This window comes from Geminicoccus harenae (assembly GCF_019800005.1).
Lineage (GTDB): Bacteria > Pseudomonadota > Alphaproteobacteria > Geminicoccales > Geminicoccaceae > Geminicoccus > Geminicoccus harenae.
Genome location: NZ_JABGCL010000001.1, coordinates 85,828 through 107,146 on the forward strand (window position 1 = coordinate 85,828; position 21,319 = coordinate 107,146).

The 21,319-nt window shown below is 69.0% G+C and carries 21 protein-coding genes; 5 read left to right on the forward strand and 16 right to left on the reverse strand.

From position 1 onward, the window contains the following. Positions 1-5: 5 nt before the first annotated feature. Positions 6-320: an antibiotic biosynthesis monooxygenase gene (locus HLA95_RS00390; protein WP_191058655.1), complete on the reverse strand. Its 315-nt coding sequence runs from the start codon at positions 318-320 to the stop codon at positions 6-8. Between the two features lie 135 nt (positions 321-455). Between HLA95_RS00390 and HLA95_RS00395 the strand changes: the two genes are divergently transcribed. Beyond that, complete coding sequence (locus HLA95_RS00395; protein ID WP_191058654.1) at positions 456-929, forward strand: Lrp/AsnC family transcriptional regulator; 474 nt, start codon at positions 456-458, stop codon at positions 927-929. Between the two features lie 64 nt (positions 930-993). Here the strand turns inward: HLA95_RS00395 and infC are convergent, their stop codons facing one another. From infC to HLA95_RS00415, 4 genes are all read right to left on the reverse strand, one after another. Then, positions 994-1,512, reverse strand: a complete 519-nt coding sequence (infC, locus tag HLA95_RS00400; protein ID WP_191058653.1) for a translation initiation factor IF-3 — start codon at positions 1,510-1,512, stop codon at positions 994-996. A 40-nt stretch (positions 1,513-1,552) separates the two neighbouring features. Beyond that, positions 1,553-3,517, reverse strand: a complete 1,965-nt coding sequence (thrS, locus tag HLA95_RS00405; RefSeq protein ID WP_191058652.1) for a threonine--tRNA ligase — start codon at positions 3,515-3,517, stop codon at positions 1,553-1,555. A gap of 109 nt (positions 3,518-3,626) precedes the next feature. After that, a complete protein-coding gene (locus tag HLA95_RS00410) occupies positions 3,627-4,553 on the reverse strand; it encodes a glycosyltransferase family 9 protein (protein WP_222182017.1) in 927 nt (308 codons plus the stop codon). Continuing rightward, positions 4,553-5,689 carry a glycosyltransferase family 4 protein gene (locus HLA95_RS00415; RefSeq protein ID WP_191061006.1) on the reverse strand — a complete coding sequence of 379 codons (1,137 nt, stop codon included), beginning with the start codon at positions 5,687-5,689 and terminating at the stop codon, positions 4,553-4,555. The genes HLA95_RS00410 and HLA95_RS00415 overlap by 1 nt, the downstream gene beginning before the upstream one ends. A 103-nt stretch (positions 5,690-5,792) precedes the next feature. Between HLA95_RS00415 and HLA95_RS00420 the strand changes: the two genes are divergently transcribed. After that, positions 5,793-6,560, forward strand: a complete 768-nt coding sequence (locus tag HLA95_RS00420; RefSeq protein WP_191061007.1) for an alpha/beta fold hydrolase — start codon at positions 5,793-5,795, stop codon at positions 6,558-6,560. Here the strand turns inward: HLA95_RS00420 and HLA95_RS00425 are convergent. Continuing rightward, positions 6,533-6,997 carry a MarR family winged helix-turn-helix transcriptional regulator gene (locus HLA95_RS00425; protein ID WP_191061008.1) on the reverse strand — a complete coding sequence of 155 codons (465 nt, stop codon included), beginning with the start codon at positions 6,995-6,997 and terminating at the stop codon, positions 6,533-6,535. The two genes, HLA95_RS00420 and HLA95_RS00425, sit on opposite strands and share 28 nt — an antisense overlap. Positions 6,998-7,057: 60 nt before the next feature. Here HLA95_RS00425 and HLA95_RS00430 point away from each other — a divergent pair, with 60 nt between their 5' ends. Continuing rightward, positions 7,058-7,489, forward strand: coding sequence for a cupin domain-containing protein (locus HLA95_RS00430; RefSeq protein ID WP_191061009.1), 432 nt, complete (start codon positions 7,058-7,060; stop codon positions 7,487-7,489). A gap of 7 nt (positions 7,490-7,496) precedes the next feature. Here the strand turns inward: HLA95_RS00430 and HLA95_RS00435 are convergent, their stop codons facing one another. The 7 genes from HLA95_RS00435 to HLA95_RS00465 form a co-directional block, all read right to left on the reverse strand. Then, positions 7,497-8,366 (reverse strand): SDR family oxidoreductase, encoded by an 870-nt coding sequence (locus HLA95_RS00435; RefSeq protein WP_191061010.1) that lies wholly within the window; start codon positions 8,364-8,366, stop codon positions 7,497-7,499. Next, on the reverse strand, positions 8,363-9,445 hold the full coding sequence (gene queG, locus HLA95_RS00440; RefSeq protein ID WP_222182019.1) for a tRNA epoxyqueuosine(34) reductase QueG: 1,083 nt from the start codon (positions 9,443-9,445) through the stop codon (positions 8,363-8,365). The genes HLA95_RS00435 and queG overlap by 4 nt, the downstream gene beginning before the upstream one ends. Before the next feature lie 38 nt (positions 9,446-9,483). Beyond that, the gene (locus HLA95_RS00445) at positions 9,484-10,149 is read right to left on the reverse strand and encodes a glutathione S-transferase family protein (RefSeq protein ID WP_222182021.1); all 666 of its coding nucleotides are present in this window, start codon (positions 10,147-10,149) and stop codon (positions 9,484-9,486) included. 84 nt (positions 10,150-10,233) lie between these two features. Further along, on the reverse strand, positions 10,234-11,544 hold the full coding sequence (gene glcF, locus HLA95_RS00450; protein WP_222182023.1) for a glycolate oxidase subunit GlcF: 1,311 nt from the start codon (positions 11,542-11,544) through the stop codon (positions 10,234-10,236). Between the two features lie 10 nt (positions 11,545-11,554). Next, complete coding sequence (locus tag HLA95_RS00455) at positions 11,555-12,754, reverse strand: FAD-binding protein (RefSeq protein WP_191058272.1); 1,200 nt, start codon at positions 12,752-12,754, stop codon at positions 11,555-11,557. An 18-nt stretch (positions 12,755-12,772) separates the two neighbouring features. Beyond that, positions 12,773-14,260, reverse strand: coding sequence for an FAD-linked oxidase C-terminal domain-containing protein (locus HLA95_RS00460; protein WP_191058273.1), 1,488 nt, complete (start codon positions 14,258-14,260; stop codon positions 12,773-12,775). An 84-nt stretch (positions 14,261-14,344) separates the two neighbouring features. After that, positions 14,345-15,712, reverse strand: coding sequence for a glutamine synthetase family protein (locus HLA95_RS00465; protein ID WP_191058274.1), 1,368 nt, complete (start codon positions 15,710-15,712; stop codon positions 14,345-14,347). Positions 15,713-15,984: 272 nt separating this feature from the next. Between HLA95_RS00465 and HLA95_RS00470 the strand changes: the two genes are divergently transcribed. Next, positions 15,985-16,647 carry a calcium-binding protein gene (locus HLA95_RS00470; RefSeq protein ID WP_191058275.1) on the forward strand — a complete coding sequence of 221 codons (663 nt, stop codon included), beginning with the start codon at positions 15,985-15,987 and terminating at the stop codon, positions 16,645-16,647. Between the two features lie 87 nt (positions 16,648-16,734). Here the strand turns inward: HLA95_RS00470 and HLA95_RS00475 are convergent, their stop codons facing one another. Beyond that, entirely contained in the window at positions 16,735-17,298 is a 564-nt protein-coding gene (locus HLA95_RS00475; protein ID WP_222182025.1) for a hypothetical protein, read from the reverse strand. Positions 17,299-17,450: 152 nt separating this feature from the next. On the opposite strand from HLA95_RS00475, the gene HLA95_RS00480 reads away from it, so the two are divergent. Beyond that, positions 17,451-18,131 (forward strand): response regulator transcription factor, encoded by a 681-nt coding sequence (locus tag HLA95_RS00480; protein WP_191058282.1) that lies wholly within the window; start codon positions 17,451-17,453, stop codon positions 18,129-18,131. 6 nt (positions 18,132-18,137) lie between these two features. On the opposite strand, the gene HLA95_RS00485 is transcribed toward HLA95_RS00480, so the two are convergent. Then, on the reverse strand, positions 18,138-19,733 hold the full coding sequence (locus HLA95_RS00485; RefSeq protein ID WP_191058276.1) for a sensor histidine kinase: 1,596 nt from the start codon (positions 19,731-19,733) through the stop codon (positions 18,138-18,140). A 100-nt stretch (positions 19,734-19,833) separates the two neighbouring features. Beyond that, positions 19,834-21,315, reverse strand: a complete 1,482-nt coding sequence (locus tag HLA95_RS00490; RefSeq protein WP_191058277.1) for a calcium-binding protein — start codon at positions 21,313-21,315, stop codon at positions 19,834-19,836. Between the last annotated feature and the right edge of the window lie 4 nt (positions 21,316-21,319).

Genomic DNA, 21,319 nt, shown 5'->3' on the forward strand with positions numbered 1-21,319 from the left:
GCCGATCATCCGTCCTGGTGGCGGACCAGGTAGTGGTCGGCCCGCTCGTCGAACCGGGCGAGGATCTGCCGGGCCGCCGCCGGCACATAGGCGGCCTCGCCATCCGGCCCGGCGAACGCCTCCAGCGCCGTCCTGTCGCTGAACCACATGACCGTGACGAAGCCGACCTCCTCCCCCTCGTCCCGGCGGAGCAGGTCGATCCGCTCCAGCCCTTCGGGGCAGTGGGCTCGGATGCCGGGGAAGACCTCCGAGCGCAGCAGTTCCTCATAAGAGTCCGCCTGCGCCGCGCGGGTCCAGCCGCGCCAGATGCGTGCGTACATGACGAGCCTCCATGTCGTCTCGACCACGAAGGCGATCATGCCACCGCTACCCGCGACAGGTCCTTGCGAACTTCGGCCGGGTGACGGCACATGATCGGCAGAATATTGCGCGGAGTACTCCATGGGAGGTGAAACATGCCTGAACTGGACGATGCTGACCACCGCATCCTGGCGGTGCTCCAGGCGGACGGCCGGATCAGCAATGTCGACCTGGCCGACCGGGTGGCGCTGTCGCCCTCGCCGTGCCTGCGCCGGGTGCGACGCCTGGAGGAGGCCGGGGTGATCCAGGGCTACCGGGCGATCCTGGATCGGGAGGCGGTCGGCCTCGGCCTCACCGTGTTCGTGGCGATCAAGGTCGTCCGCCACTCCCGCGCGGCGGCCGCGACGCTGCAGGAGACCCTGGCGGCGATCCCCGAGGTGGTGGCCTGCCACATGGTCTCAGGCGAGGCCGACTTCCTGGCGGAGGTCGTGGTGGCCGACCTCGCCGCCTATGAGCGCCTGCTGACCGAGCAGCTGCTCACCTTGCCGATGATCGCCGACATCCGCTCGAACATGGTGCTGCGCCGGATCAAGTCCGACGGAGCACCGCCCTTGCCGAAGCGGCCATGAAAAAGGCCGGCCCGGGTCACCCCGGCCGGCCCTGTTCGATCTGCGCTGCCTCGGCGTCAGCCGCTCACTTGAGTGGCGCCATCACCATGACCATCTGCCGGCCTTCCAGGCGCGGCATCTGCTCGACCTTGCCGAGGTCGAGCACCTCGTCGCGGACCTTGGTGAGCACGTCCATGCCCAGATGCTGGTGCGCCATCTCGCGGCCGCGGAACCGCATGGTCACCTTGACCTTGTCGCCCTCGGTCAGGAACTCGCGCACCTTGCGCATCTTGATGCTGTAGTCGTTCTCGTCGATGCCGGGCCGGAGCTTGATCTCCTTGACCTCGATCACCTTCTGCTTCTTGCGAGCCTCGTTGGCCTTCTTCTGCGCCTCGTACTTGAACTTGCCATAGTCGAGGATCTTGCAGACCGGCGGCCGCGCGGTGGGCGACACTTCCACCAGATCGAGACCAGCGTCCTCCGCTCGCGCGAGTGCCTCGCGCAAGGGTACGACCCCGATCATCTCGCCATCTTCGCCAACGAGGCGGACCTCGCGCGATTCGATCTGATAGTTGATCGCGTACTCTTCCCGAGCGTTGCTCATCCGGTTCTTGCTGCTCCGTAGTTGCTAACTGTTCGCCCGCTCACGCCGCACTTGCCGTGTGCGCGATGTCGGGCGGCATCGACTCTCGCTGGCACAACGCGATGGCCGCGTCAAGCGCCAGAATCTCCTGGGCCTGCGATCCCAGCCGCCGCAGGCTGACCGAAGTCCCTTCCGCCTCCTTGGCACCGACCGCGATGATCCAGGGGACCTTGCGCAGCGAGTGCTGGCGGATCTTGTAGCCGATCTTGTCGGCACCCTTGTCGACCTCGACCTGGATGCCGGCCAGCCGGAACGCCTCGCCGACCCGGTCAGCATAGGCGTCCGCCTCGTTGGTGATCGTGGCCACCACCACCTGCAAGGGTGCCAGCCACATCGGCAGCTTGCCGGCATGCTCCTCGATCAGGATGCCGAGGAAGCGCTCCATCGAGCCCAGGATCGCCCGATGCAGCATGACCGGCCGGTGCTTGTGGCCATCACTGCCGATATAGGTAGCGTCCAGCCGTTCCGGAAGGACGAAATCGACCTGGAGCGTGCCGCACTGCCAGTCGCGGCCGATCGCGTCGCGCAGCACGAACTCCAGCTTCGGCCCGTAGAAGGCACCTTCGCCCGGATTGAGCGTGCATTCCAGCTTGGCCGCGTTGACCGCGTCCCACAGCGCCTGCTCCGCCTGGTCCCAGACCTCGTCGGAGCCGGCGCGCAAGGGCGGCCGGTCGCTGAACTTCACCTTGATGTCGGTGAAGCCGAAATCGGCATAGACCGAGCGCAGCAGGTCCAGGAAAGCCACCGTCTCGGCGTTGATCTGCGCGGGCTCGCAGAAGATGTGCGCGTCGTCCTGGGTGAACGCGCGCACCCGCATGATGCCGTGCAGGGCGCCGGACGGCTCGTTGCGGTGGCAGGCGCCGAACTCGGCCATGCGCAGCGGCAGGTCGCGATAGCTGTGCTGGTGCTGGCGGAAGATCTGGACGTGGCCCGGGCAGTTCATCGGCTTGAGCGCCAGGACCCGGTCCTCGTTCTCGATCGTGAACATGTTCTGGCCGAACTTGTCCCAGTGCCCCGACGCCTCCCAGAGCACCCGGTCGATCAGCTGCGGCGTGCGCACCTCGCGATAATCGGCGGCCTCCAGGCGGCGGCGCATGTAGTTCTCGACCGTCCGCCAGAGCTGCCAGCCCTTGGGATGCCAGAACACCGAGCCCACCGCCTCTTCCTGGACATGGAACAGGTCCATCTCCCGACCGAGCCGCCGATGGTCGCGCTTCTCCGCCTCTTCCAGCTGGTGGAGATGGGCGTCCAGCGCCTCCCTGGTCGGGAAGCCGATCCCGTAGATCCGCTGGAGCTGCGGGTTCTTCGCATCACCCCGCCAGTAGGCGCCGGCCACCTTGGTCAGCTTGAACGCGCCGATCCGGCCGGTGGAGGGCCCGTGCGGGCCACGGCACAGGTCGAACCAGTCGCCCTGATTATACAGCGTCACCGGCTGGTCGGCCGGAATCGCATCCAGCAGCTCCAGCTTGAACTTCTCGCCCAGCTTCTCGAACCGGGCACGCGCTTCCTCGCGGCTGACCTCGGTGCGCGTGAACGGCCGATCGGCCTTCACGATCTCGGCCATCCGCTGCTCGATCGCGACCAGGTCGTCCGGCGTGAACGGCTGTTCGCGGTGAAAGTCGTAATAGAAGCCGTTCTCGATGGACGGCCCGATCGTCACCTGGGTGCCGGGGAACAGGTCCTGGACCGCCTCGGCCATCACGTGCGCCGTGTCGTGGCGCAGGAGCGGCCCGGCCTCGGGGTCGCCCGCCGTGATGATCCGGATCTTCGCGTCCTGCTCGATCGGCCGTGCCAGGTCGCGCAGCTCGCCATCGACCTCGATCGCCAGCGCCTTCTTGGCCAGGCTCCTGGCGATCGATGCGGCCACCTCCGTCCCGGTCGGCGGAGTCTCGAAGCTGCGCGTGGCCCCGTCCGGCAGGGTGATCACCACCCCGCGGCGCTCCGCGTGCACGTTCGAATCCGCCATCATGCTCATCGTCGAGAACCTTGCCTTCCGCTCCGGCGCGAATCTGCCACCTGTCGCTTAGATGGGCAGCGCACCGGGCGAACGGCATGGGTACATGCCAGCTTCGATGTCAAGCCGTGGCGATACGTGGCAGGGCTGCCGCAACCTCGTCCACGCCGAGTGCCGTGAGCGGCTCGCGCTGCAGCCAGGGCTCGTCCGGCCAGCCGGGCGCACTGCGCAACGGCGTGGACGCGCCGGAGAACAGGGTAAGCACCGGGCAGGGGGCTGCCGCGATCAGATGCATGGGCCCGGTATCATTGCCCACCGCGAACAGGGCACGGCGGGCCAGTGCTGCGATCTGGCCGAAGCTGGTGCGCCCGCCCAGATCGATCGCCGCCGGGCATTCCTCCTTGATGGTGCGGATCGCATCGGCCTCGGCCGCCGTGCCGATCAGCAGCGGCCGGATGCCCAGCGCCAGCAGGTAGGTGGCAAGCTCGCCATAGTGGCGGGCCGGCCAGCGCTTGTCCGGCCGGTGCGGCGCGCAGCCCGGCACCAGCAGGGCGAAGTCGCCGTCCGGCAGGAGGTGGCCCACCTCGCCGTCCAGGAAATCGACCCTGGGCGGCGGCACGTCCGCGATCCCGGCCTGGGCGAGCTGGCCTGTCAGGCGCGCCACGGTGTGGATCCGCTCGCGGTCCGGCTGGTGGTCCGGGTGCGAGCAGCCCTTGGCGATGCCCGACCAGCGCGGCTTCGGCCTTGGCCAGAGCGAGTAATAAAGGGCGGTCCGCCGGGAGGTCTGCAGGTCGTAGACCATCGAGAAGCGCTGCCGCGCCAGGCGCCGCATCAGTCCCGCCAGCTTGAGCGGTGTCCAGAGCGTCGGCCGCTCATCGACGATCAGCTCGGCGAACCAGCCGGACGGCTCCAGCAGCCTGGCATAGGGTGCGGTGGTGAGCAGGCTGATGCGCTCGCCCGGATGATGCCGGACGATCGCCTGCATCGCCCCGGTGGCCAGCACCACGTCGCCCAAGGCACCATGCTTGATGACGAGGACGCCCGCCATCAGGCCCGCCCTTCCAGCAGCTCGGCATAGACCGCCAGGGTCTGCCGGCACATGCGCTCCGCCGTGAAGTGCTCCCGCACCCAGGCCCTGGCCTGCTCGCCCATCCTCGCCCGTGTCTCGGCCGGCATCGCCAGGGCCAGGTCCATGGCGTCCGCCAGTGCCGCCGCATCGCCCGGCGGGACCAGCCAGCCGGTGGTGGCTGGCAGCAATGTTTCCCCGAGCCCCCCGATGTCGGCCGCGATCACCGGCTTGCCCATCGCCTGCGCCTCCACCGACACCCGGCCGAACGCTTCGGGCCCGATCGACGGGGCCAGCACCAGGTCGGCGAGCACCAGGGCCGCCGCCATGTCGCCGGTGCCGCCCACCAGCCGGACGCGCCCGGCCAGCCCCAGGGCCTGGATCTTCGCGTGCAGCTCCGCGGAATAGGAGCTGCCGGGCGTGTCCGGCCCCACGAACAGGACGACGAAGTCGTCGCGCGCGATCCGCGCCACCGCCTCTGCCACCAGGAAATGACCCTTGATACGGGTGATCCGCCCGGGCAGCAGCACGATCTGGCGGCCGGGCGGCACCTGGAACTGTGCCTGCAGCTTCGCGATGCGCTCAGGGGACACGGAAGCCGGATCGAACTCCCCGACCTCCACGCCGCGATAGATGGTGCGCAGCACGTCGGGCCCGATCCCGTACACCTCGCAGACATGCTCGGCGACATAGTCGGAGATCGCGATGACCCGGTCGCCGGAGGCCATCACCGCGTTGTAGCGCCGCTTCAGCCGGTAGTCGTAGCCGCCATAGACGGCATGGACGGTGGTGACGAACGGCGTGCCCGTGCGCCGGCAGGCGATCCGCGCACTCCAGGCGGGGGCGCGCGAGCGGGCATGGACCAGCTCCACCCCATGCTGCCGCATCAGCTCGCCCAGCCGGGCGGCGTTCTGCCAGATGGTGAGCGGATTCTTGCTCGCGAGCGGCAGGGCCAGATGGGTGATGCCGTCCGCCTCCAGCTCGGCCACCAGGCCGCCGCCGGCGCTGGCCACCAGCGGCTGGTGCCCGGCCCGCTTCAGGAACCGGGCGAGATCCACGGTCCCGCGCTCGACACCGCCCCTTTCCAGCGCAGGCAGCACCTGCAGCAACGTCGCCATCGAGACCCGCAAGGAAGTGAAGGGGAAGGCGATGCTTCGACCGCCCGTCGGACCGGTGCTAGCGTGGCAAAGGACCAGGACGAAGCCAAGCGATGACGGGCAGATGATGATTTCGGATCGACTGACGCGCGAGAACGACACCGCGATCCACTACCGGCGCACACCGGGCCAGGGCCCCGAGGTCGTGTTCCTGTCGGGCTTCCGCTCCGACATGGAGGGCAGCAAGGCCGTGGCGCTCGAGGCCCATGTGACCAGGCAGGGCCGGCCCTATACCCGCTTCGACTATCGCGGCCACGGCGTCTCGGACGGCCGGTTCGAGGATCTCTGCCTGTCCGACTGGCTGGACGACACGCTGCTGGTGCTGGACCGGCTGGTCGAGGGCAAGGTGGTGCTGGTCGGCTCCAGCATGGGCGGCTGGCTGATGCTGCTGGCCGCCCGCGCCCGGCCGGACAAGGTCGCGGGCCTGGTCGGGATCGCGGCCGCGCCCGACTTCACCGAGGATCTGATGCGCCCGGCACTGACCGAGGAACAGAAGGCCGCCCTGGAACGCGACGGCGTCTTCTACGAGCCTTCCCCCTACGGCGACCCGCTGCCGATCACCCGCCACCTGCTGGAGGATGGCGAGCGCCACCTGCTGATGCGGGAGCCGATCCGCTTCGACGGCCCGGTCCACCTGCTCCAGGGCCAGGAGGACCCGGACGTGCCGTGGATGACCGCGGTCTCGCTCGCCGCCAACCTGACCAGCCGCGCGGTCACGGTCGAGCTGATCAAGGACGGCGACCACCGCCTGTCCCGGCCCGAAGACCTGCGCCGGATCGGCGCTGCCCTGGACCGGGTGCTGGCTCAGGTGGAGGGGCGGCCGCTGGTCTGAGCCGGGCCGGACTCCTCGGCTGCCAGCAGCCGCAGCACGTCCAGGAAATTCGCGAAGCGCTCCGGCCCGACCTGCAGGGCCCAGTCCGCCTGGATCTGCTGCAGGCAGGCGATGATCACCCGGCCGACCTGCCAGCCGCGCCCGGTGAGGTGGACGAGGCGCCGGCTGCTGCCCTCTGGTGCTCGCCGCTCCACATAGCCCAGCGCCTCGAGCTGGGCGATCAGGTGGTTGGTCGCCTGCCGCGACATCCCGATCCGGCGCGCCAGCTCCGAAGGCTTCGTCCCATCCGGCAGGGGATAGGAGAAGATCGCCAGATGGGCGTCCTGGAGATCGGTGAAGCCGGCCGCACGGATCGCCGCCAGCATCCGGCCGCGCACCTGTCCCAGGCACAGCCGCAGCAGCGCGCCCACATAGGGCGGGCGATCTGCGATTGACATCGTGTAAAGTCACTTTACGAAAATGGTTGTAAAGAGACTTTATGATCCGGAGGCTGGAGGATGGAAGACCGTAGCGACAGGACGGTACGGATCGGCGCGCTGGAGTTGCGTTTCCTCGTCGATGAGACGGATGGCGCAGGCAATCTGGTGATGTTCGAGTTCGTGGTCCCGCCGGACGCCCGGGTGCCAGCACCCCACTACCACCGGGATGTCGACGAGGCGGTCTACGGGCTGGAGGGCACGCTCACCACGACCGTCGACGGCCGCAGCCAGGAGGTCGGCCCGGGTCAGGCCGTGCTGGTCCCACGCGGCAGCGTCCACCAGCATGAGAACCTGCACGGCACGACGGCCCGTGCCCTGGTCGTGCTGACGCCGGGCTCGATCGGACGGCGCTATTTCGAGGAGATGGCCGAGGCAGTCGCCCGCCCGGGCGGGCCGGATCCGGCCAGGCTGCGGGAGATCATGCTCCGCCACGGCCTGGTCCCGGCCTGACGATCGTTCAGGCGCGCCTGCGCTCCACGGGCAGCAGCGCCCGCAACCCCTCCCGATAGCCGGGATAGGCCAGCTCCACCCCCAGCTCCCGCTTGATCCGGTCGTTCCGGACCCGGCGATTGTCCGCATAGAAGCTGCGCGCCATCGGCGAGAGCTCCGCCGTGGCATAGTCCAGCTCGGGCGGCGGCTGGACGCCCAGCAGCTCCGCCGCGAACGCCACCACGTCCTGGGGCGGGGCCGGCTCGTCGTCACAGACATTGTAGACCGCCCCCGGCCGGGGCCTGGCCATTGAGGCCTCCAGCACGGTCGCGATGTCCTCGACATGGATGCGCGAGAACACCTGACCCGGCTTCACGATCCGCCGCGCCGTGCCGTCCAGCACGTCGCGGAGCTGGTTGCGGCCGGGCCCATAGATCCCCGCCAGGCGGAACAGATGGACGGGCAGCCCGCTCGCCAGCCAGGTCCGCTCCGCCTCCAGCCGGCGGCGCGCCCGGGCCACCGTGGGGCTGAGCTCGGCCTCTTCGTCGACCCACTCCCCGCCGCGGTCGCCATAGACGGCGGTGGTGCCGAGCCAGCCGAACCATTGGAGCGAGGGCAGGGCGCGCAGGTCGGCGAGATGCCGGTCGGCCACCGGGTCGCCCGCCTCGTCCGGGATGATCGAGTGGAGCAGATGGGTCGTGCCGGCGAGTGCCGCCGCCGGATCGTCCAGCGGCTCGGCGCGGCTGAACAGGTGCATCTCCCAGCCCAGCCGGCGCAGTTCCTCGGCCTTGGCGGGATCGCGCGTGGTGCCGGCGATCCGCCAGCCCTGACCTGCCAGCCGCCTTGCCAGCACCTCAGCCGTATACCCCAGCCCGAAGCAGAACAGCCGCTTGCTCAATCCATCGCCTCCGTCCACTCCGCCCGCACCGTCGCATCCGCTTCGCCCGGCAGGCGACGCGCCCGCTCCGCCGCTGCCTGCGCCGGCTCGGCCAGCCGCCGCAACGCCCAGACCGCGGCACCCCGGACCACCGGTGCGGTGTCGTCCAGCAGGGTCGCCACCACGTCCAGGAAGCCCCGCTCGCCGCTGTTGCCGATGGCGATCAGGACGTTGCGCACGAACCGGTCGCGGCCGATCCGCTTGATCGGCGATCCGGAGAACAGCGCGCGGAAGCCCGGATCGTCCAGCCCGGCCAGTTCCCGCAGCTTCGGTGCCCGCAGATCGTCCCGCGCCTGCAGCTTCAGCTCCTGGCCCGCTTTGGCGAACCGGTTCCACGGGCAGGCGGCCAGGCAGTCGTCGCAGCCATAGATCCGGTTGCCCATGAGCGGCCGCAGGTCGCGGCGGATCGGCCCGCCATGCTCGATGGTGAGATAGCTGATGCAGCGCCGGGCATCGAGCCTATAGGGCGCATCGATCGCCCCGGTCGGGCAGGCGTCCAGGCAGCGCCGGCAACTGCCGCAGTGATCGAACTCCGGCGGGTCCGGCGGCAGGTCCAGCGTGGTGAAGATCTCGCCCAGGAACAGCCAGGAACCGAAGGAGCGGCTGACCAGGTTGGTATGCTTGCCCTGCCAGCCGAGCCCGGCCTGCTGCGCCAGCGGCTTCTCCAGCACCGGTGCGGTGTCCACGAACACCTTCACCCCGGCACCATAGCGGCTGGCCAGCCACTGGCCGGTCCGCTTCAGGGCACCCTTGAATACATCGTGATAGTCACGGTTGCGCGCATAGACCGAGATGGTGGCCGTATTGCCCATGCCGAGCGTGGCGCGCGGATCGCTGTCCGGCCCGTAGTTGAGCCCGCAGACCAGCACGCTCTTGGCGTCCGGCCAGATCGCCTTCGGGCTCTGCCGCCGGTCGGCCTTCTCGGCGAGCCAGCGCATCTCGCCATGGCGCCCCTCGGCGATCGCCTGGTCGAAGCGCTGGCCATGCAGGGGCGGCAGGTCGGCCGAGGTGACCCGCACCACCGAGATGCCTTCGCTCATGGCACGCGCCAGGATCTCGGCGCGGACCCGCTCCGGGTTCAGAAGTCCAGGTCGTCGTAGTGCAGCGGCGGCTTCATCGCCGGCAGCCGGTCGGCGAGCAGCGGGCGGAAGCTCGGCCGCGACTTCATCTTGCCGTACCATTCCTTCGCCAGCGGGAAGTTCTGCCAGGGGACGTCACCCAGATAGTCCAGGACCGACAGGTGGGCCGCCGCGGCCATGTCCGCCAGGGTGAGGTCGTCCCCGGCCAGCCAGCGCCGGTCGGAGAACAGCTCGCTCAGGTACGCCAGATGCACCTTCAGGTTGGCGGCACCGGCCCGCATGTTGTCCGAGTTCGGCGTGCCGATCCGCTTCAGCCGCTTGATCAGTTTCTCGCGCCAGAGGAGGTCCGTCACTTCCCGCGCGAACTTGTCGTCGAACCAGGCAACCAGTCGGCGCGTCTCGTTGCGCCGCTCCAGGGACGCGCCCAGGAAGTTGTGCTCAGGCTTCGATTCTTCGAGAAAGTCGGCGATCGCCCGGCTGTCGCAGATCGTCAGGTCCTCGTCCTGCAATACCGGGACTTCGAGTGCCGGGTTCAGCTCGAACAGCGCGTCCACCTGCTTCCAGGGCTCGACTTCGACTTCCTCGAAGCGGAGACCCTTCTCGCGCAGCAGCAGCCTGATCTTGCGCGAATAGGGGCAGAGCGGGAAATGATGCAGTCGAAGCATTCGCCAGGCCGGGAGGTGAAGCGACGCGCAGGAGCCGGTGCGGCCCGCTACACCTCATGGACTAGCCCCTCGCGTCCTCCGGCATCAAGCGGCTTGCGCCGGAATGCGCAGCTTGTCCGGCACCGGGCCGCCGGTCGCCCAGTCCAGCAGTTCCACCGTGTGCACGATCGGGATGGCGGTGCCGCTGCCGATCTGGGTCATGCAGCCGATATTGCCGGTGGCGATCATGTCCGGCGCCAGCTTCTCGAGATGGCCGACCTTGCGTTCCTTGAGCTGGTCGGCCAGCTCCGGCTGGAGGATGTTGTAGGTGCCGGCCGAGCCGCAGCAGATATGGCTCTCGGCGGGCTCGACCACGGTGAAGCCCATCTGGCGCAGCAGCTTCTGCGGCAGCGTCTTGATCTTCTGCCCATGCTGCATCGAGCAGGCGGAGTGATAGGCGACCTTCTGTTCGGGCAAGGATACCGGCTCCGGCAGGCCCAGCCGGTCGACCAGCTCGGTGACGTCCAGCGCCAGCGCCGCGATCTTCCCGGCCCGCTCGGCCAGGACATGATCATGCTCGTGCTGGAACAGGTGGCCATAGTCCTTCACGGTCGTGCCGCAGCCCGACGCGTTGATCACCACCGCGTCCAGCCCATTGCCGTCCAGCTCCCGGCTCCAGGCCTCGATCGTGCGCCGGGCCGCGGCCTTGCCGTCCCGGTCCTGGCCCATGTGCAGGGTCAGCGCGCCGCAGCACACGGCGTCCTTGGCCAGCACCACCTCGCAGCCCATCCGGGTCAGCAGCCGGATGGTCGCCTCGTTGATCGCCGGATCGAGCACGCGCTGGGCACAGCCCTGGAGCAGCGCCACCCGGGCGCGCTTCTGGCCCACCGCCGGCACGACGCCCGGCCGGTCCATCGGCGACGGCCCATGGGCGCGCCTGGGTGCGAGCTTCAGCATCGCCTTCAGGCGCCGAGGCAGGGCGCGGGCGAACGGCCGCCCGGCCCCCGCACCCATCAGCGCCAGCCGGAACAGGTTCGGCCGGGGGAGGACCTTGGCCAGCATCCAACGCTGCCAGCGGTCGGCCGCCGGCCGCTCATAGGTCTTCTCGATATGCGCCCGGGCATGGTCGACCAGATGCATGTAGTCGACGCCGGACGGGCAGGTGGTCATGCAGGACAGGCAGGACAGGCAGCGGTCGATATGGCGCACGGTGCGCTCGTCCGCGTCCCGGCCGTTCTCCAGCATGTCCTTGATCAGGTAGATCCGCCCGCGCGGCGAATCGAGCTCGTCGCCGCGCAGCACATAGGTCGGGCAGGTGGCGGTGCAGAACCCGCAATGCACGCAGGTGCGCAGGATCTGCTCCGCTTCCTTGATCTTCGGGTCGGCGAGCTGCGCCAGGGTAAAGCTGGTCTGCACGATCGGTACCTCAGGCGGCCAGCGTCATCCGGCCGGGCTCGAGAATCTGTCGGGGATCGAAGGCGTTCTTGACCCGGGCGGCCAAAGCAGCCAGCGGGGCCGGCTGCGGCTGGAACACCGGGATGGTGCTGCGGAACTCGTCGGATGCGCGCAGCAGCGTCGCATGACCGCCGCCCGCCACCAGGGCACGAACCTCCGCCGCCCTGGGATCATCCATCACGGCGAATATCTGGCCACCCACCTGGTCGAGGAAAAGGTCTGCCCCGAGGCCGGACAGCGCTTTGGCGGCGGCCACCCCCTCGGTGGGCGCCACCGACAGCCGCCACAGGACCGGCCGGTCCGGCAGCACGCGCAGGTCGCGGATACGCTGCCAGAGCTCGATGCTCTCCTCGGCCAGCACGAGGTGCGGCAGGCTCCTGCCCACCACCTCGCCGACCAGGCCCTGCATCCGGTCCTCGACCGATGGCCGCACCCCCTCCACCCGCAGCAGCGCCACCGCACCCCCGTGCTCGCGCAGCGCGCCGACCCCGCTCCGTCCGGCAGCACCCGCCGGCAGCAGGGCCGCCCCGGAGATCTCGAACGCGGTGCCCGCTGCCTTGCGCATGCGTGCCGCCAGATCCGCCAGGTCCTCGCCGAAGATCGCGAGCGTCTGGGTAAATTCGGGCGCCGGCAGCACCTTGAAGGTTACGTGCCCCATCACTGCCAGCGTGCCGAACGAGCCGGACAGCAGCTTGCACAGGTCATAGCCGGTGACGTTCTTGACCACCCGCCCGCCGGTCTTGATCGCCTCGCCCCGCCCGGTGACGCACTGCACGCCCAGGAGATGGTCGCGCGGGGCACCGGCCTTGAAGCGCCGGGGACCCGCCAGGTTGGTGGCGAACACCCCGCCCATCGTCGCCTGGCCCGGTGCGGCACCATACCAGGCCGAGGCATCCGGCGGCTCGAAGGCCAGCTGCTGCTGGCGCTCGGCCAGCGTCGCCTCGATCTCGGCGAGCGGCGTGCCTGCCCCGCAGGACAGGACCAGCTCGCCCGGCTCATAGAGCGTGATGCCCGAGAGCCTGCGGGTCGAGAGGCCGGTCGGCTGTGCTGCGGGCTGGCCCAGCCCGAGCTTGCCGCCCTGGCCCAGCACGGAAAGCGGCCGCTCTTCCACAAGGGCGGCGGCCACCATGTCGGCCGCCTCGGCCAGGCTCTGCGGCAACAGGAGTTCCATCAGGCAAATATTCCGCGGTCAGAAGCGGGGCAGGTCGGCGAACGGGATCCGTCCCCCGGACACGTGGAGGCGGCCCATCTCCGCACAGCGGTGCAGCTTGGGGAAGACCTTGCCCGGGTTCAGGATCTGCTCGGGGTCGAAGGCGCACTTCACCCGGATCTGCTGGTTCAGGTCCGCCTCGGTGAACATGGTCGGCATCAGGTCGCGCTTCTCCACGCCCACGCCATGCTCGCCGGTGAGCACGCCGCCCACCTCCACGCAGAGCTTCAGGATGTCGCTACCGAACGCCTCGGCCTTCTGCAACTCGTCCGGCTTGTTCGCGTCGAACAGGATCAGCGGATGCAGATTGCCGTCGCCGGCATGGAAGACGTTGGCGACGCGCAGCCCGTAGCGCTTCGACATCTCCTGCATCCCGGCCAGCACCTCGGCGAGACGCGCGCGCGGGATCGTCCCGTCCATGCAGTAATAGTCCGGCGAGATCCGCCCCACGGCCGGGAAGGCCGCCTTGCGCCCGGCCCAGAACAGCAGGCGCTCCTCCTCGCTCTGACTGACCCGGATCGTGGTGGCGCCGTGCTGGCGCGCAATGCCGGCCACCGTCTCGATCAGGTGGTTCACCTCGACCTCGGGCCCGTCCAGCTCGCAGATCAAGAGCGCCTCGACGTCCAGCGGGTAGCCGGCATGGAGGAAGTCCTCGGCCGCCTGGATCGCCGGCCGGTCCATCATCTCCAGCCCGCCCGGGATGATCCCGGCCCCGATGATCGAGGCCACCGTGTCGCCGCCCTGCTCGGAGGTCGGGAAGCCCATGAGCACGGCCCGCGCCACGGGGGGCTTCTGCAGGATGCGCACGGTCACTTCCGTGACCACGCCCAGCAGCCCCTCCGAGCCGGTCATCAGGCCCAGGAGGTCATAGCCCTCGGAATCCAGATGCTTGCCGCCCAGGCGCACGATCTCGCCGGTGGGCAGCACCATCTCGATGCCCAGCACGTTGTTGGTGGTGAGCCCGTATTTCAGGCAGTGCACCCCGCCCGAGTTCTCGGCGATGTTGCCGCCGATCGAGCAGGCGATCTGCGAGGAGGGGTCCGGCGCATAATAGAAGCCGGCATGCTCCACCGCCTTGGTGATGCCGAGATTGGTCACACCCGGCTGGGCGGTCACCGTCCGGTTCTCGAAGTCGATGTCGAGGATCCGGTTGAACTTGCCCATGCCCAGCACGATGCCGTCGACCAGCGGCAGGGAGCCGCCCGAGAGCGAGGTCCCGGCACCGCGCGGCACCACCTTCACCTTCTCGCGATGGCACCAGGCCAGCACCGCCGACACCTCTTCCACCGTGCTCGGCAGCACCACCGCGATCGGCACGGCCCGGTAGGCCGAGAGCGCGTCGCACTCATAGGGGCGCAGGCCCACCTGGTCGGCGATCACGCCCTCGCCCGGGACGATCGCGCGCAGGGCGGCCACGATCTCCTCGCGGCGCGCAAGGATGCCCTCGTCCGGCGGCGGCATGTGCATGGCGATCTCCCGTGGCCCGGGCCTTTTTGGAAAGGTTCCGGACAGATGGCAACGGCCGGGGGCAGGGGCCGTTGCCCGAACGGGTCAGCCGCGCTCGAAGTAGCGGATCAGCTCCCAGTCGGTCACGGACCGGTCGTACTCGGCCTGCTCCCAGCGTGCCGCATGCACATAGTGATCGACCACCTCGTCCCCAAGGCCCGCGCGCATCACCTCGGAGCGGTCGAACCGCTCGATGGCCTCGCGCAGCGTGTGCGGCACGGCCGGCACGTCGCCGGACTGGTAGGCGTCGCCCGAGAAGGCATCGGGCAGTTCCAGCCCCTGCTCGACCCCGTGGAGGCCGGCCGCCAGCAGGCCGGCATAGGCCAGATAGGGGTTCACGTCGGCACCCGGCACCCGGCATTCGACGCGCAGGGAGGCGCCGCCCGAGCCCAGCACCCGGAAGCCCGCGGTGCGGTTGTCGCGGCTCCAGACCAGGTTGGTCGGCGCGAAGCTGCCGGCGACGAAGCGCTTGTAGCTGTTGATGTTGGGGGCGAGCAGCAGGGTCGCGTCGCCACCCGCGTCGAGCAGGCCCGCCAGATAGTTCTGGAACAGCTTGGAAAAGCCGTTCCTGTCGTCCTTGTCGGCGAACAGCGGCTTGTCCGCTTCCTTGTCCCAGAGCGAGGCGTGGATGTGGCAGGAGCTGCCGGCCAGGTCCTTCTTCCACTTGGCCATGAAGGTGATGGCCTTGCCGTGCTGCCAGGCGATCTCCTTGGCACCGTTCTTGAAGATCACATGCCGGTCGGCCATTTCCAGCGCCTCGGCATAGACCAGGTTCAGCTCCTCCTGGCCCGGCCCCCACTCGCCCTTGCTTTCCTGGACGGGGATGCCGGCGGCATCGATGCCGTTGCGGATCGCGCGCAGCAGCTTCTCGCGCTTGGTGCCCTCGAAGATGTGGTAGTCCTCGATATACCAGCCAGCGGTCTGGACATCGTGGTAGCGCTTCTCGCGCGCGGTGCGGAAATCGTCGTCGAAGGCGTAGAATTCCAGCTCCGACGCCATCTTGGCCATCATGCCCCGCTTGGACAGGCGGGCGAGCTGCTTCTTCAGGATCGCGCGCGGGCTGTGCGGCAGCTCCTCGCCGTGATGGTCGACCACGTCGCCCAGGCAGAGCGCGGTCGCGTCCAGCCAGGGGATGCGGCGCAGCGTGGCCAAGTCCGGCTTGATGACGAAGTCGCCATAGCCCTTGTCCCAGGAGGCGGCCTTGAAGCCGGGCACCGGCTCCATCTCCATGTCGACCGCCAGCAGGTAGTCGCAGGCGTGCCATTCCTTGACCACGCTATCCAGGAAGAACCGGCCGGTCGCGCGCTTGCCGATCAGGCGCCCCTGCATGTCGGTGAACGCCACCACCACCGTGTCTATCTCGCCGGACGCCACGAGTTCCTCGAGCTGGTCCAGCGTCAGCATGCCGTTCATGCGAAGGGGTTCCTTAAGAGCGCGCGTCGATGTCGATTCCTGGCCGGCAGAGGTGCCGCGTCGAACGGCGGAACGCAACGGTGACCTTCATGGGGCCTCCGCCCGGCATGGAGGGCAGGGGAGGCCGGCAGCCGCTGGTATATCAAGAAGATGCTGGCGATATTTCCAGCCAAAGATGAAACCCGGCTCCCGCCAGCATGTTCTGAGGTCCTGGCGCTGCGCGATCCGGCTCTCGCCAGGAACGATCAGGTCGGCATGAAGGAATGCGACCGGTGACCAGTACGCACGGCGACACGATCGACCTCGGCAGCCACGAATGGGGCTACGAGCAGGGGCTGGCCGACCTGGGCAGCCAAGTATCGGACGGGCCGCACGACGAGGGCGTACTCGGTACGGTCACCTCGCTCGACGACCTGATCCAGGGCACGCCCGAGGACGACATCCTCATGGGCGGGCTCGGCGACGACACGGTCCAGTCCTTCGGCGGGGCGGATCATGTGGACGCGGGGCCCGGCGACGACTTCGTGATCGCGGACGGCAGCACCGGGCAGGTCCTGGCCGGCAGCGGCGACGACTATGTCTATGTCGCCGGCGGGGCCGCCACGATCTCGCTGGGCAGCGGTGCCGACAGCCTGGAATTCGTGGCGTTCGGCGAAGGCATGCCGTTCGGCGTGCACCGGGTCCTCGACTATGACGTGTTCGAGGACGGCCCGCTCAACATCACCGCCTACCTCGACGCCATGGATCCCGGCAACGTGCCGAACCTGGACAGCAATGGCGACGGGGTGATCGACGCGGCCGACCGCGGCGTGGCGGTGGTCGACGGCACCATGTTCATCGACCTGGCGATCGCCTGGTACCACGACCTGCCGATCGGCAGCTCGGTAATCGCCCTGGACGGCGTGTCCAGCCTGCCGCTGGACGTGATCGGCTAGGCCGCCCGGGCTTCGGGGCCGCGGCGGCAAGGGCAGGAACCGAGGAGAGGCGGCGCCGGTGACGGCGCCGCGATCAGCCGGCCCGCGTCAGAGCGCCCGGCACTGATCCTCCTTGTTGCCACCCACGACGTTGGCGCCGCCGACCGAGACGGGGCTGTTCGCCTTGCACTGCAGGTTGCCCTTGGCCTTGTTGTGGCGGACGTCGACACCGCCGATGTTCTGGAAGGCCTGGATGTCGCCGCCCACGCTGTTGCGCACGATCCGCTGGGTGTTCCGGTTGGATTCGAGCTGGATGTTGCCGTCGACAAAATTGTCGAGGACCAGTACCGCGCCGCCCTGCTTGAGCTGGACGGAGCCGCCGACCAGCCCGTTATAGAAGGACACCGACCGGGCGCCTTCGCCCTGCACGTTGCCGTCCACCAGGGTGCCGGCGGCCACCAGCGTGCCGAAGCGCTGCACAACGATATTGCCTTCCACGCGCGTGCCGGTCAGGCGGCAGGTGGCGCCGGACGGGACCCGGAGATTATCGACCTTTACGGCACCGATCGTCCCGACACAGACACGCTCCTCGCTGCTGGCTGGTGCTGCCAACCCCATCAGCATCGCGCAGGACATGCCGGCCACGAGCAGGGAAGACCGGACCATCGACATCAGCATTCTCCGATGAAAGTAAATTTCGAGTTCCAGGGGCCGCCTGTACATGGCCCGCCGGTGGTTATGGTTCAGGTGAAGCTTGGTTAGATATCGGGAAGAGCCGGGTTAGGATACGGTGAGAAGCAGCTGGCCTGGAGAACTGTTGATTGGTGAAGGTGCTCCTGATCGAGGACGACCCGCGGATCGCCCGCTTCATCCGGCGCGGGCTGGAAGCCGAGGGCTACACGGTCGACGTGGTGGGCGACGGCCGGGACGCGCTGGCCCTGGCCCGGGCCGGCGAGCACGCGCTGCTGGTGCTCGACCGCATGCTGCCCGGCCTGGGCGGCGTGGAGATCTGCCGGACCCTCCGCAGCGAGCGCTACGACCGCCCGATCCTGATGCTGACCGCCAAGGACGGGTTGCAGGACAAGGTCTCGGGCCTCCATGCCGGGGCGGACGACTATCTGGCCAAGCCGTTCGCCTTCGATGAGTTGCTGGCCCGGATCGGCGCCCTGCTGCGGCGGGCCGGGCGAAGCCAGGAGCCGACCGAGCCCGTGCTCCGGGTGGGCGACCTCGTCCTGGACCCTGCCGCGCGCAAGGCCAGGCGCGGCGAACGCGAGATCCAGCTCACGCCCAGGGAATTCACCCTGCTGGCCTATCTCATGGAGAATGCCGGCACCGTCCTCAGCCGTGCCCGGATCCTCAGCCGGGTCTGGGAATACAGCTTCGACCCCGGTTCCAAGGTGGTCGACGTCTATATCCGCTACCTCCGCCAGAAGATCGACACCGATGAGCCGAAGGCGCTGATCAGGACCGTGCGCGGGTTCGGCTACACGATCTCGGACGATTGAGCGGCCTCACGCCGCCAGCTTCAGGCGGATCTCCAGCCGGGTGATCCCGTCCGGGCCGCTGGCAAGGGCGATCCGGCCGCCATGCTTCTCGACGATCCACCTGGCGATCGAGAGGCCGAGCCCGCTGCCGCCGGTCTTCAGCTGGTCCTGGCGGCCGCGATAGAAGCGGTCGAAGACATAGGGCAGGTCCTCGGGCGGCACCGGGTCGCCCTGGTTGCGGATCGTGGCCACGGCATCCTCGCCCGCCGCATGGAGGGCCACCGTCACCTCGGTCCCGGCATGGGAATATTTCAGGGCATTGTCGATGGCGATGAGCATGGTCTGCTTCAGCCGCTGCCCGTCCGCCTGCACGACGAGCGGCTGGTCGGCAAGGCGCCGCTCCAGCCGGCGGCCGTGCGCTTCCGCCAGGACTTGCGCCTCGTCCACCGCTTCCGCCAGCACGTCCTGCAGGACCACCGGCCGCATCTGGAACCGGATCGAATCGGCTTCCGTGCGGGTCAGGAACAGGAGGTCGTCGACCAGCCGGCTCATGCCCTGCGCCTGCTCGACGATCCGCACGAGCGTTTCCCGATAATCCTCCGGCGTGTTCGCCTGGCTGCGCAGCGTCACCTCGGCCTCGCCGCGCAGCACGGTGAGCGGCGTGCGCAGCTCGTGGCTGACATCCGCCAAAAACAGCATGCGCAGCCGGTCCAGGTCCTTCAGGCGCCGGTTGGCGTCCTCCAGCCGCCGGTTGGCATCCGCCAGCTCGGCCGTACGCTCGCCGACCTTCTCCGACAGAAGGGCCTGCTGCTCCAGGAGTTCCCGCCTTTGACGCTGCAGCTGCTCCACCATCCGGTTGAAGTGATCCGAAAGCAGCGCCAGCTCGTCCCGGCCCTCCACGGCGATGCGATGGTCGAGCCGGCCACCGCCGATCGCGGCGGCCCCCTCGGCCAGGCGGGCGATCGGCCGGGACAGGGCCCGGCTCAGGAGGGCGACCGCACCGATGCCGACCAGCAGGCCCAGGAGGAGGGCGCTGCCGACGATCACCGTCATCTCGCGGGCGAGCGCATCCGTCTCGCTCTCGATCCGTTCGACCTCGCCGCGCTCATCCGCGATCGCGAGATCGACCAGTTCCTGGAGCCGGTTGTCGAGATCGTCCTCGATCTCGGCCCGGTAGCGCCGCCGGGCCTCGTCGCCCCGGCCCTGCATCTGCAGCTCGAGCAGCTCCAGGGCGGTCTCGTGCATCCGGGCATCGATCGCCCGCATCTCGGCCACGACGCGCAGCTCCTCCAGTTCCTCCGCACGCTGCGCACCGCTCAGCCGGTCCCCCTCCGACCGGATGATCCCCTCCAGGGCCTGGAAGCTGCGCTCGACCTGGCGCCGCGCCTCCTCCAGGTCCGCCCGGCCTTCCTCGCCGAACAGCAGCATCTCGGCGATCTGCTCCGAGTACTGGTTGGCATGGAGCGAGAGCGCGGTGATCGTGACCAGCTGGCGGTGGGCGTGCTGCACCCGCTCCGTGAACCGGTCGGCCCGCTGCACCGCCAGATACACCACCCCCGCCAGCATCAGCAGCAGGCCCACGAAGAACAGCTGGAAGACGATGATCTTCGTCCTGATCGTCATGCCGGTCCGCTGCCCTGTGGAGAAAGCGCCCCTTGCGGACGCACCCCAGCGTCCATGGCTGCGCAGCACCCCGCAAGCCCGCTGCCCGGCCCGACGACCCTCAGGCTTCCGACATGCTGCGCCCGGCAAAGTCGGCGGCATCCAGGCCCAGCACGCCGAACAGGGTGAGCTTGCCGCTGGCCACGGTCGCGTCCTCTGCCCGCAGGTTGATCACCAGCGAGACCTTGGTCTCGCCGTTGTAGGTGACCTGCTGGAGGGTGACATAGGCATCGCTGCCCTTGATCTGGCCGTCGCCGTTGAAGTCGTAGCGGTCGAAGGAGATCGTCCCGTCGTCGAGCGCATCCTCCCCGCGCACGAAGTCGGTCACCAGCACGTCCATCACCGGTTTGCTGCCGTCGCGAAAGCCGCGGCCCACTTCCTCCACGCCGAACACGTCCCGGCCCTGGCCGCCGACCAGCACGTCATGGCCGAAGCTGCCATGGATCCGGTCGTCGCCCGCCCCGCCGTTCACGTAGTCGTCGAACGATTCGGTGAAGACGTCGATCTCGCCGGAGCGCAGGTCGCCCCGCAGCAGATCGTCGCCGGCCCCGCCGAACAGCAGGTCGTCGCCTTGCCCGCCACGCAGGTGATCGAAGCCGTCCCCGCCCTCCAGCCGGTCGTCCCCATCGTTACCCAGCAGCTCGTCGTCCCCCGCAAGACCCCGCAGCACGTCGTCACCGCCTTCCCCGGTGATGAAGTCGTCCCTGGGCGTTCCGGTGAGCATGTCCGCACCCGGCCCGCCGTGGAGCAGGATCCCCTCGGCTGGCGGCTTGTCGAAGTCCCGGATGTCGCCTTCCCCGAGATCGGTGACCCCGTAGATCGTGACGGTCTGGCTGCCGGGGCTGCCCAGGTCCCAGATGCCCGCCATGTCGAGCACGGTGGAGGCGCGGGTCACGCCGTCCAGGGTGACGTCCCTGATCGAGACGAATGCATCGTCCTCGTCCAGCACCCGGTTGCCGTTGCTGTCCAGGTCCGCGAAGTCCTTCCAGGTGGTGAAGGGCCCGTCCGGCTCGGTCGTGTTGGCCAGGTGGATGATGTCCTGGCCGTGGACGAAATCCGCCGCGATGTCGTGGCCGATCTCCGTTTCCTGGAACTCGTAGCTGAGGCCGGGCGTCACGTTGAACGAGAAGACGTCGGCGTCGCCGCCGCCGGTGAGCAGGTCGTTGCCCGACCCGCCGCTCAGGAAGTCGCGGCCGCCGCCACCAAACAACTGGTCGTTGCCGTTCTGGCCGGCCAGCACGTCCCGGCCATCGGCACCAAGGAGCCGGTCGTCGCCCTCCTCGCCGCGGAGCTGATCGTTGCCGCTGCCGCCATGCAGCAGGTCGTCACCCTCCGCTCCTGTCAGCATGTCGTGGTCACGACCGCCCAGGACATAGTCGTTGCCCGCGTCGCCGGAGAGCACGTCCTCCCCGTCGCCGCCGTCCAGCCGGTCATCGCCGTCGATACCGTTGATCCGGTCGTCCCCGGCTAGGCCCACCAGGACATCCGCCGCGTTGGTGCCCGCCAGCAGGTCCGGATCGAGCGTACCGATGATGTTCGCCATCTCT

Excerpts from the sequence above, each read along its gene's own strand:
- HLA95_RS00420 (WP_191061007.1), top strand. The coding sequence starts at position 5,793 with ATGATGATTTCGGATCGACTGACGCGCGAGAACGACACCGCGATCCAC.
- HLA95_RS00475 (WP_222182025.1), bottom strand. The coding sequence starts at position 17,298 with ATGTCGATGGTCCGGTCTTCCCTGCTCGTGGCCGGCATGTCCTGCGCG.
- HLA95_RS00430 (WP_191061009.1), top strand. The coding sequence starts at position 7,058 with ATGGAAGACCGTAGCGACAGGACGGTACGGATCGGCGCGCTGGAGTTG.
- HLA95_RS00485 (WP_191058276.1), bottom strand. The coding sequence starts at position 19,733 with ATGACGATCAGGACGAAGATCATCGTCTTCCAGCTGTTCTTCGTGGGC.
- HLA95_RS00465 (WP_191058274.1), bottom strand. The coding sequence starts at position 15,712 with ATGAACGGCATGCTGACGCTGGACCAGCTCGAGGAACTCGTGGCGTCC.
- HLA95_RS00455 (WP_191058272.1), bottom strand. The coding sequence starts at position 12,754 with ATGGAACTCCTGTTGCCGCAGAGCCTGGCCGAGGCGGCCGACATGGTG.
- infC (WP_191058653.1), bottom strand. The coding sequence starts at position 1,512 with ATGAGCAACGCTCGGGAAGAGTACGCGATCAACTATCAGATCGAATCG.
- queG (WP_222182019.1), bottom strand. The coding sequence starts at position 9,445 with ATGAGCGAAGGCATCTCGGTGGTGCGGGTCACCTCGGCCGACCTGCCG.
- HLA95_RS00410 (WP_222182017.1), bottom strand. The coding sequence starts at position 4,553 with ATGGCGGGCGTCCTCGTCATCAAGCATGGTGCCTTGGGCGACGTGGTG.
- HLA95_RS00415 (WP_191061006.1), bottom strand. The coding sequence starts at position 5,689 with ATGGCGACGTTGCTGCAGGTGCTGCCTGCGCTGGAAAGGGGCGGTGTC.
- HLA95_RS00460 (WP_191058273.1), bottom strand. The coding sequence starts at position 14,260 with ATGCACATGCCGCCGCCGGACGAGGGCATCCTTGCGCGCCGCGAGGAG.
- thrS (WP_191058652.1), bottom strand. The coding sequence starts at position 3,517 with ATGGCGGATTCGAACGTGCACGCGGAGCGCCGCGGGGTGGTGATCACC.
- HLA95_RS00395 (WP_191058654.1), top strand. The coding sequence starts at position 456 with ATGCCTGAACTGGACGATGCTGACCACCGCATCCTGGCGGTGCTCCAG.
- HLA95_RS00445 (WP_222182021.1), bottom strand. The coding sequence starts at position 10,149 with ATGCTTCGACTGCATCATTTCCCGCTCTGCCCCTATTCGCGCAAGATC.
- HLA95_RS00490 (WP_191058277.1), bottom strand. The coding sequence starts at position 21,315 with ATGGCGAACATCATCGGTACGCTCGATCCGGACCTGCTGGCGGGCACC.
- HLA95_RS00390 (WP_191058655.1), bottom strand. The coding sequence starts at position 320 with ATGTACGCACGCATCTGGCGCGGCTGGACCCGCGCGGCGCAGGCGGAC.
- HLA95_RS00425 (WP_191061008.1), bottom strand. The coding sequence starts at position 6,997 with ATGTCAATCGCAGATCGCCCGCCCTATGTGGGCGCGCTGCTGCGGCTG.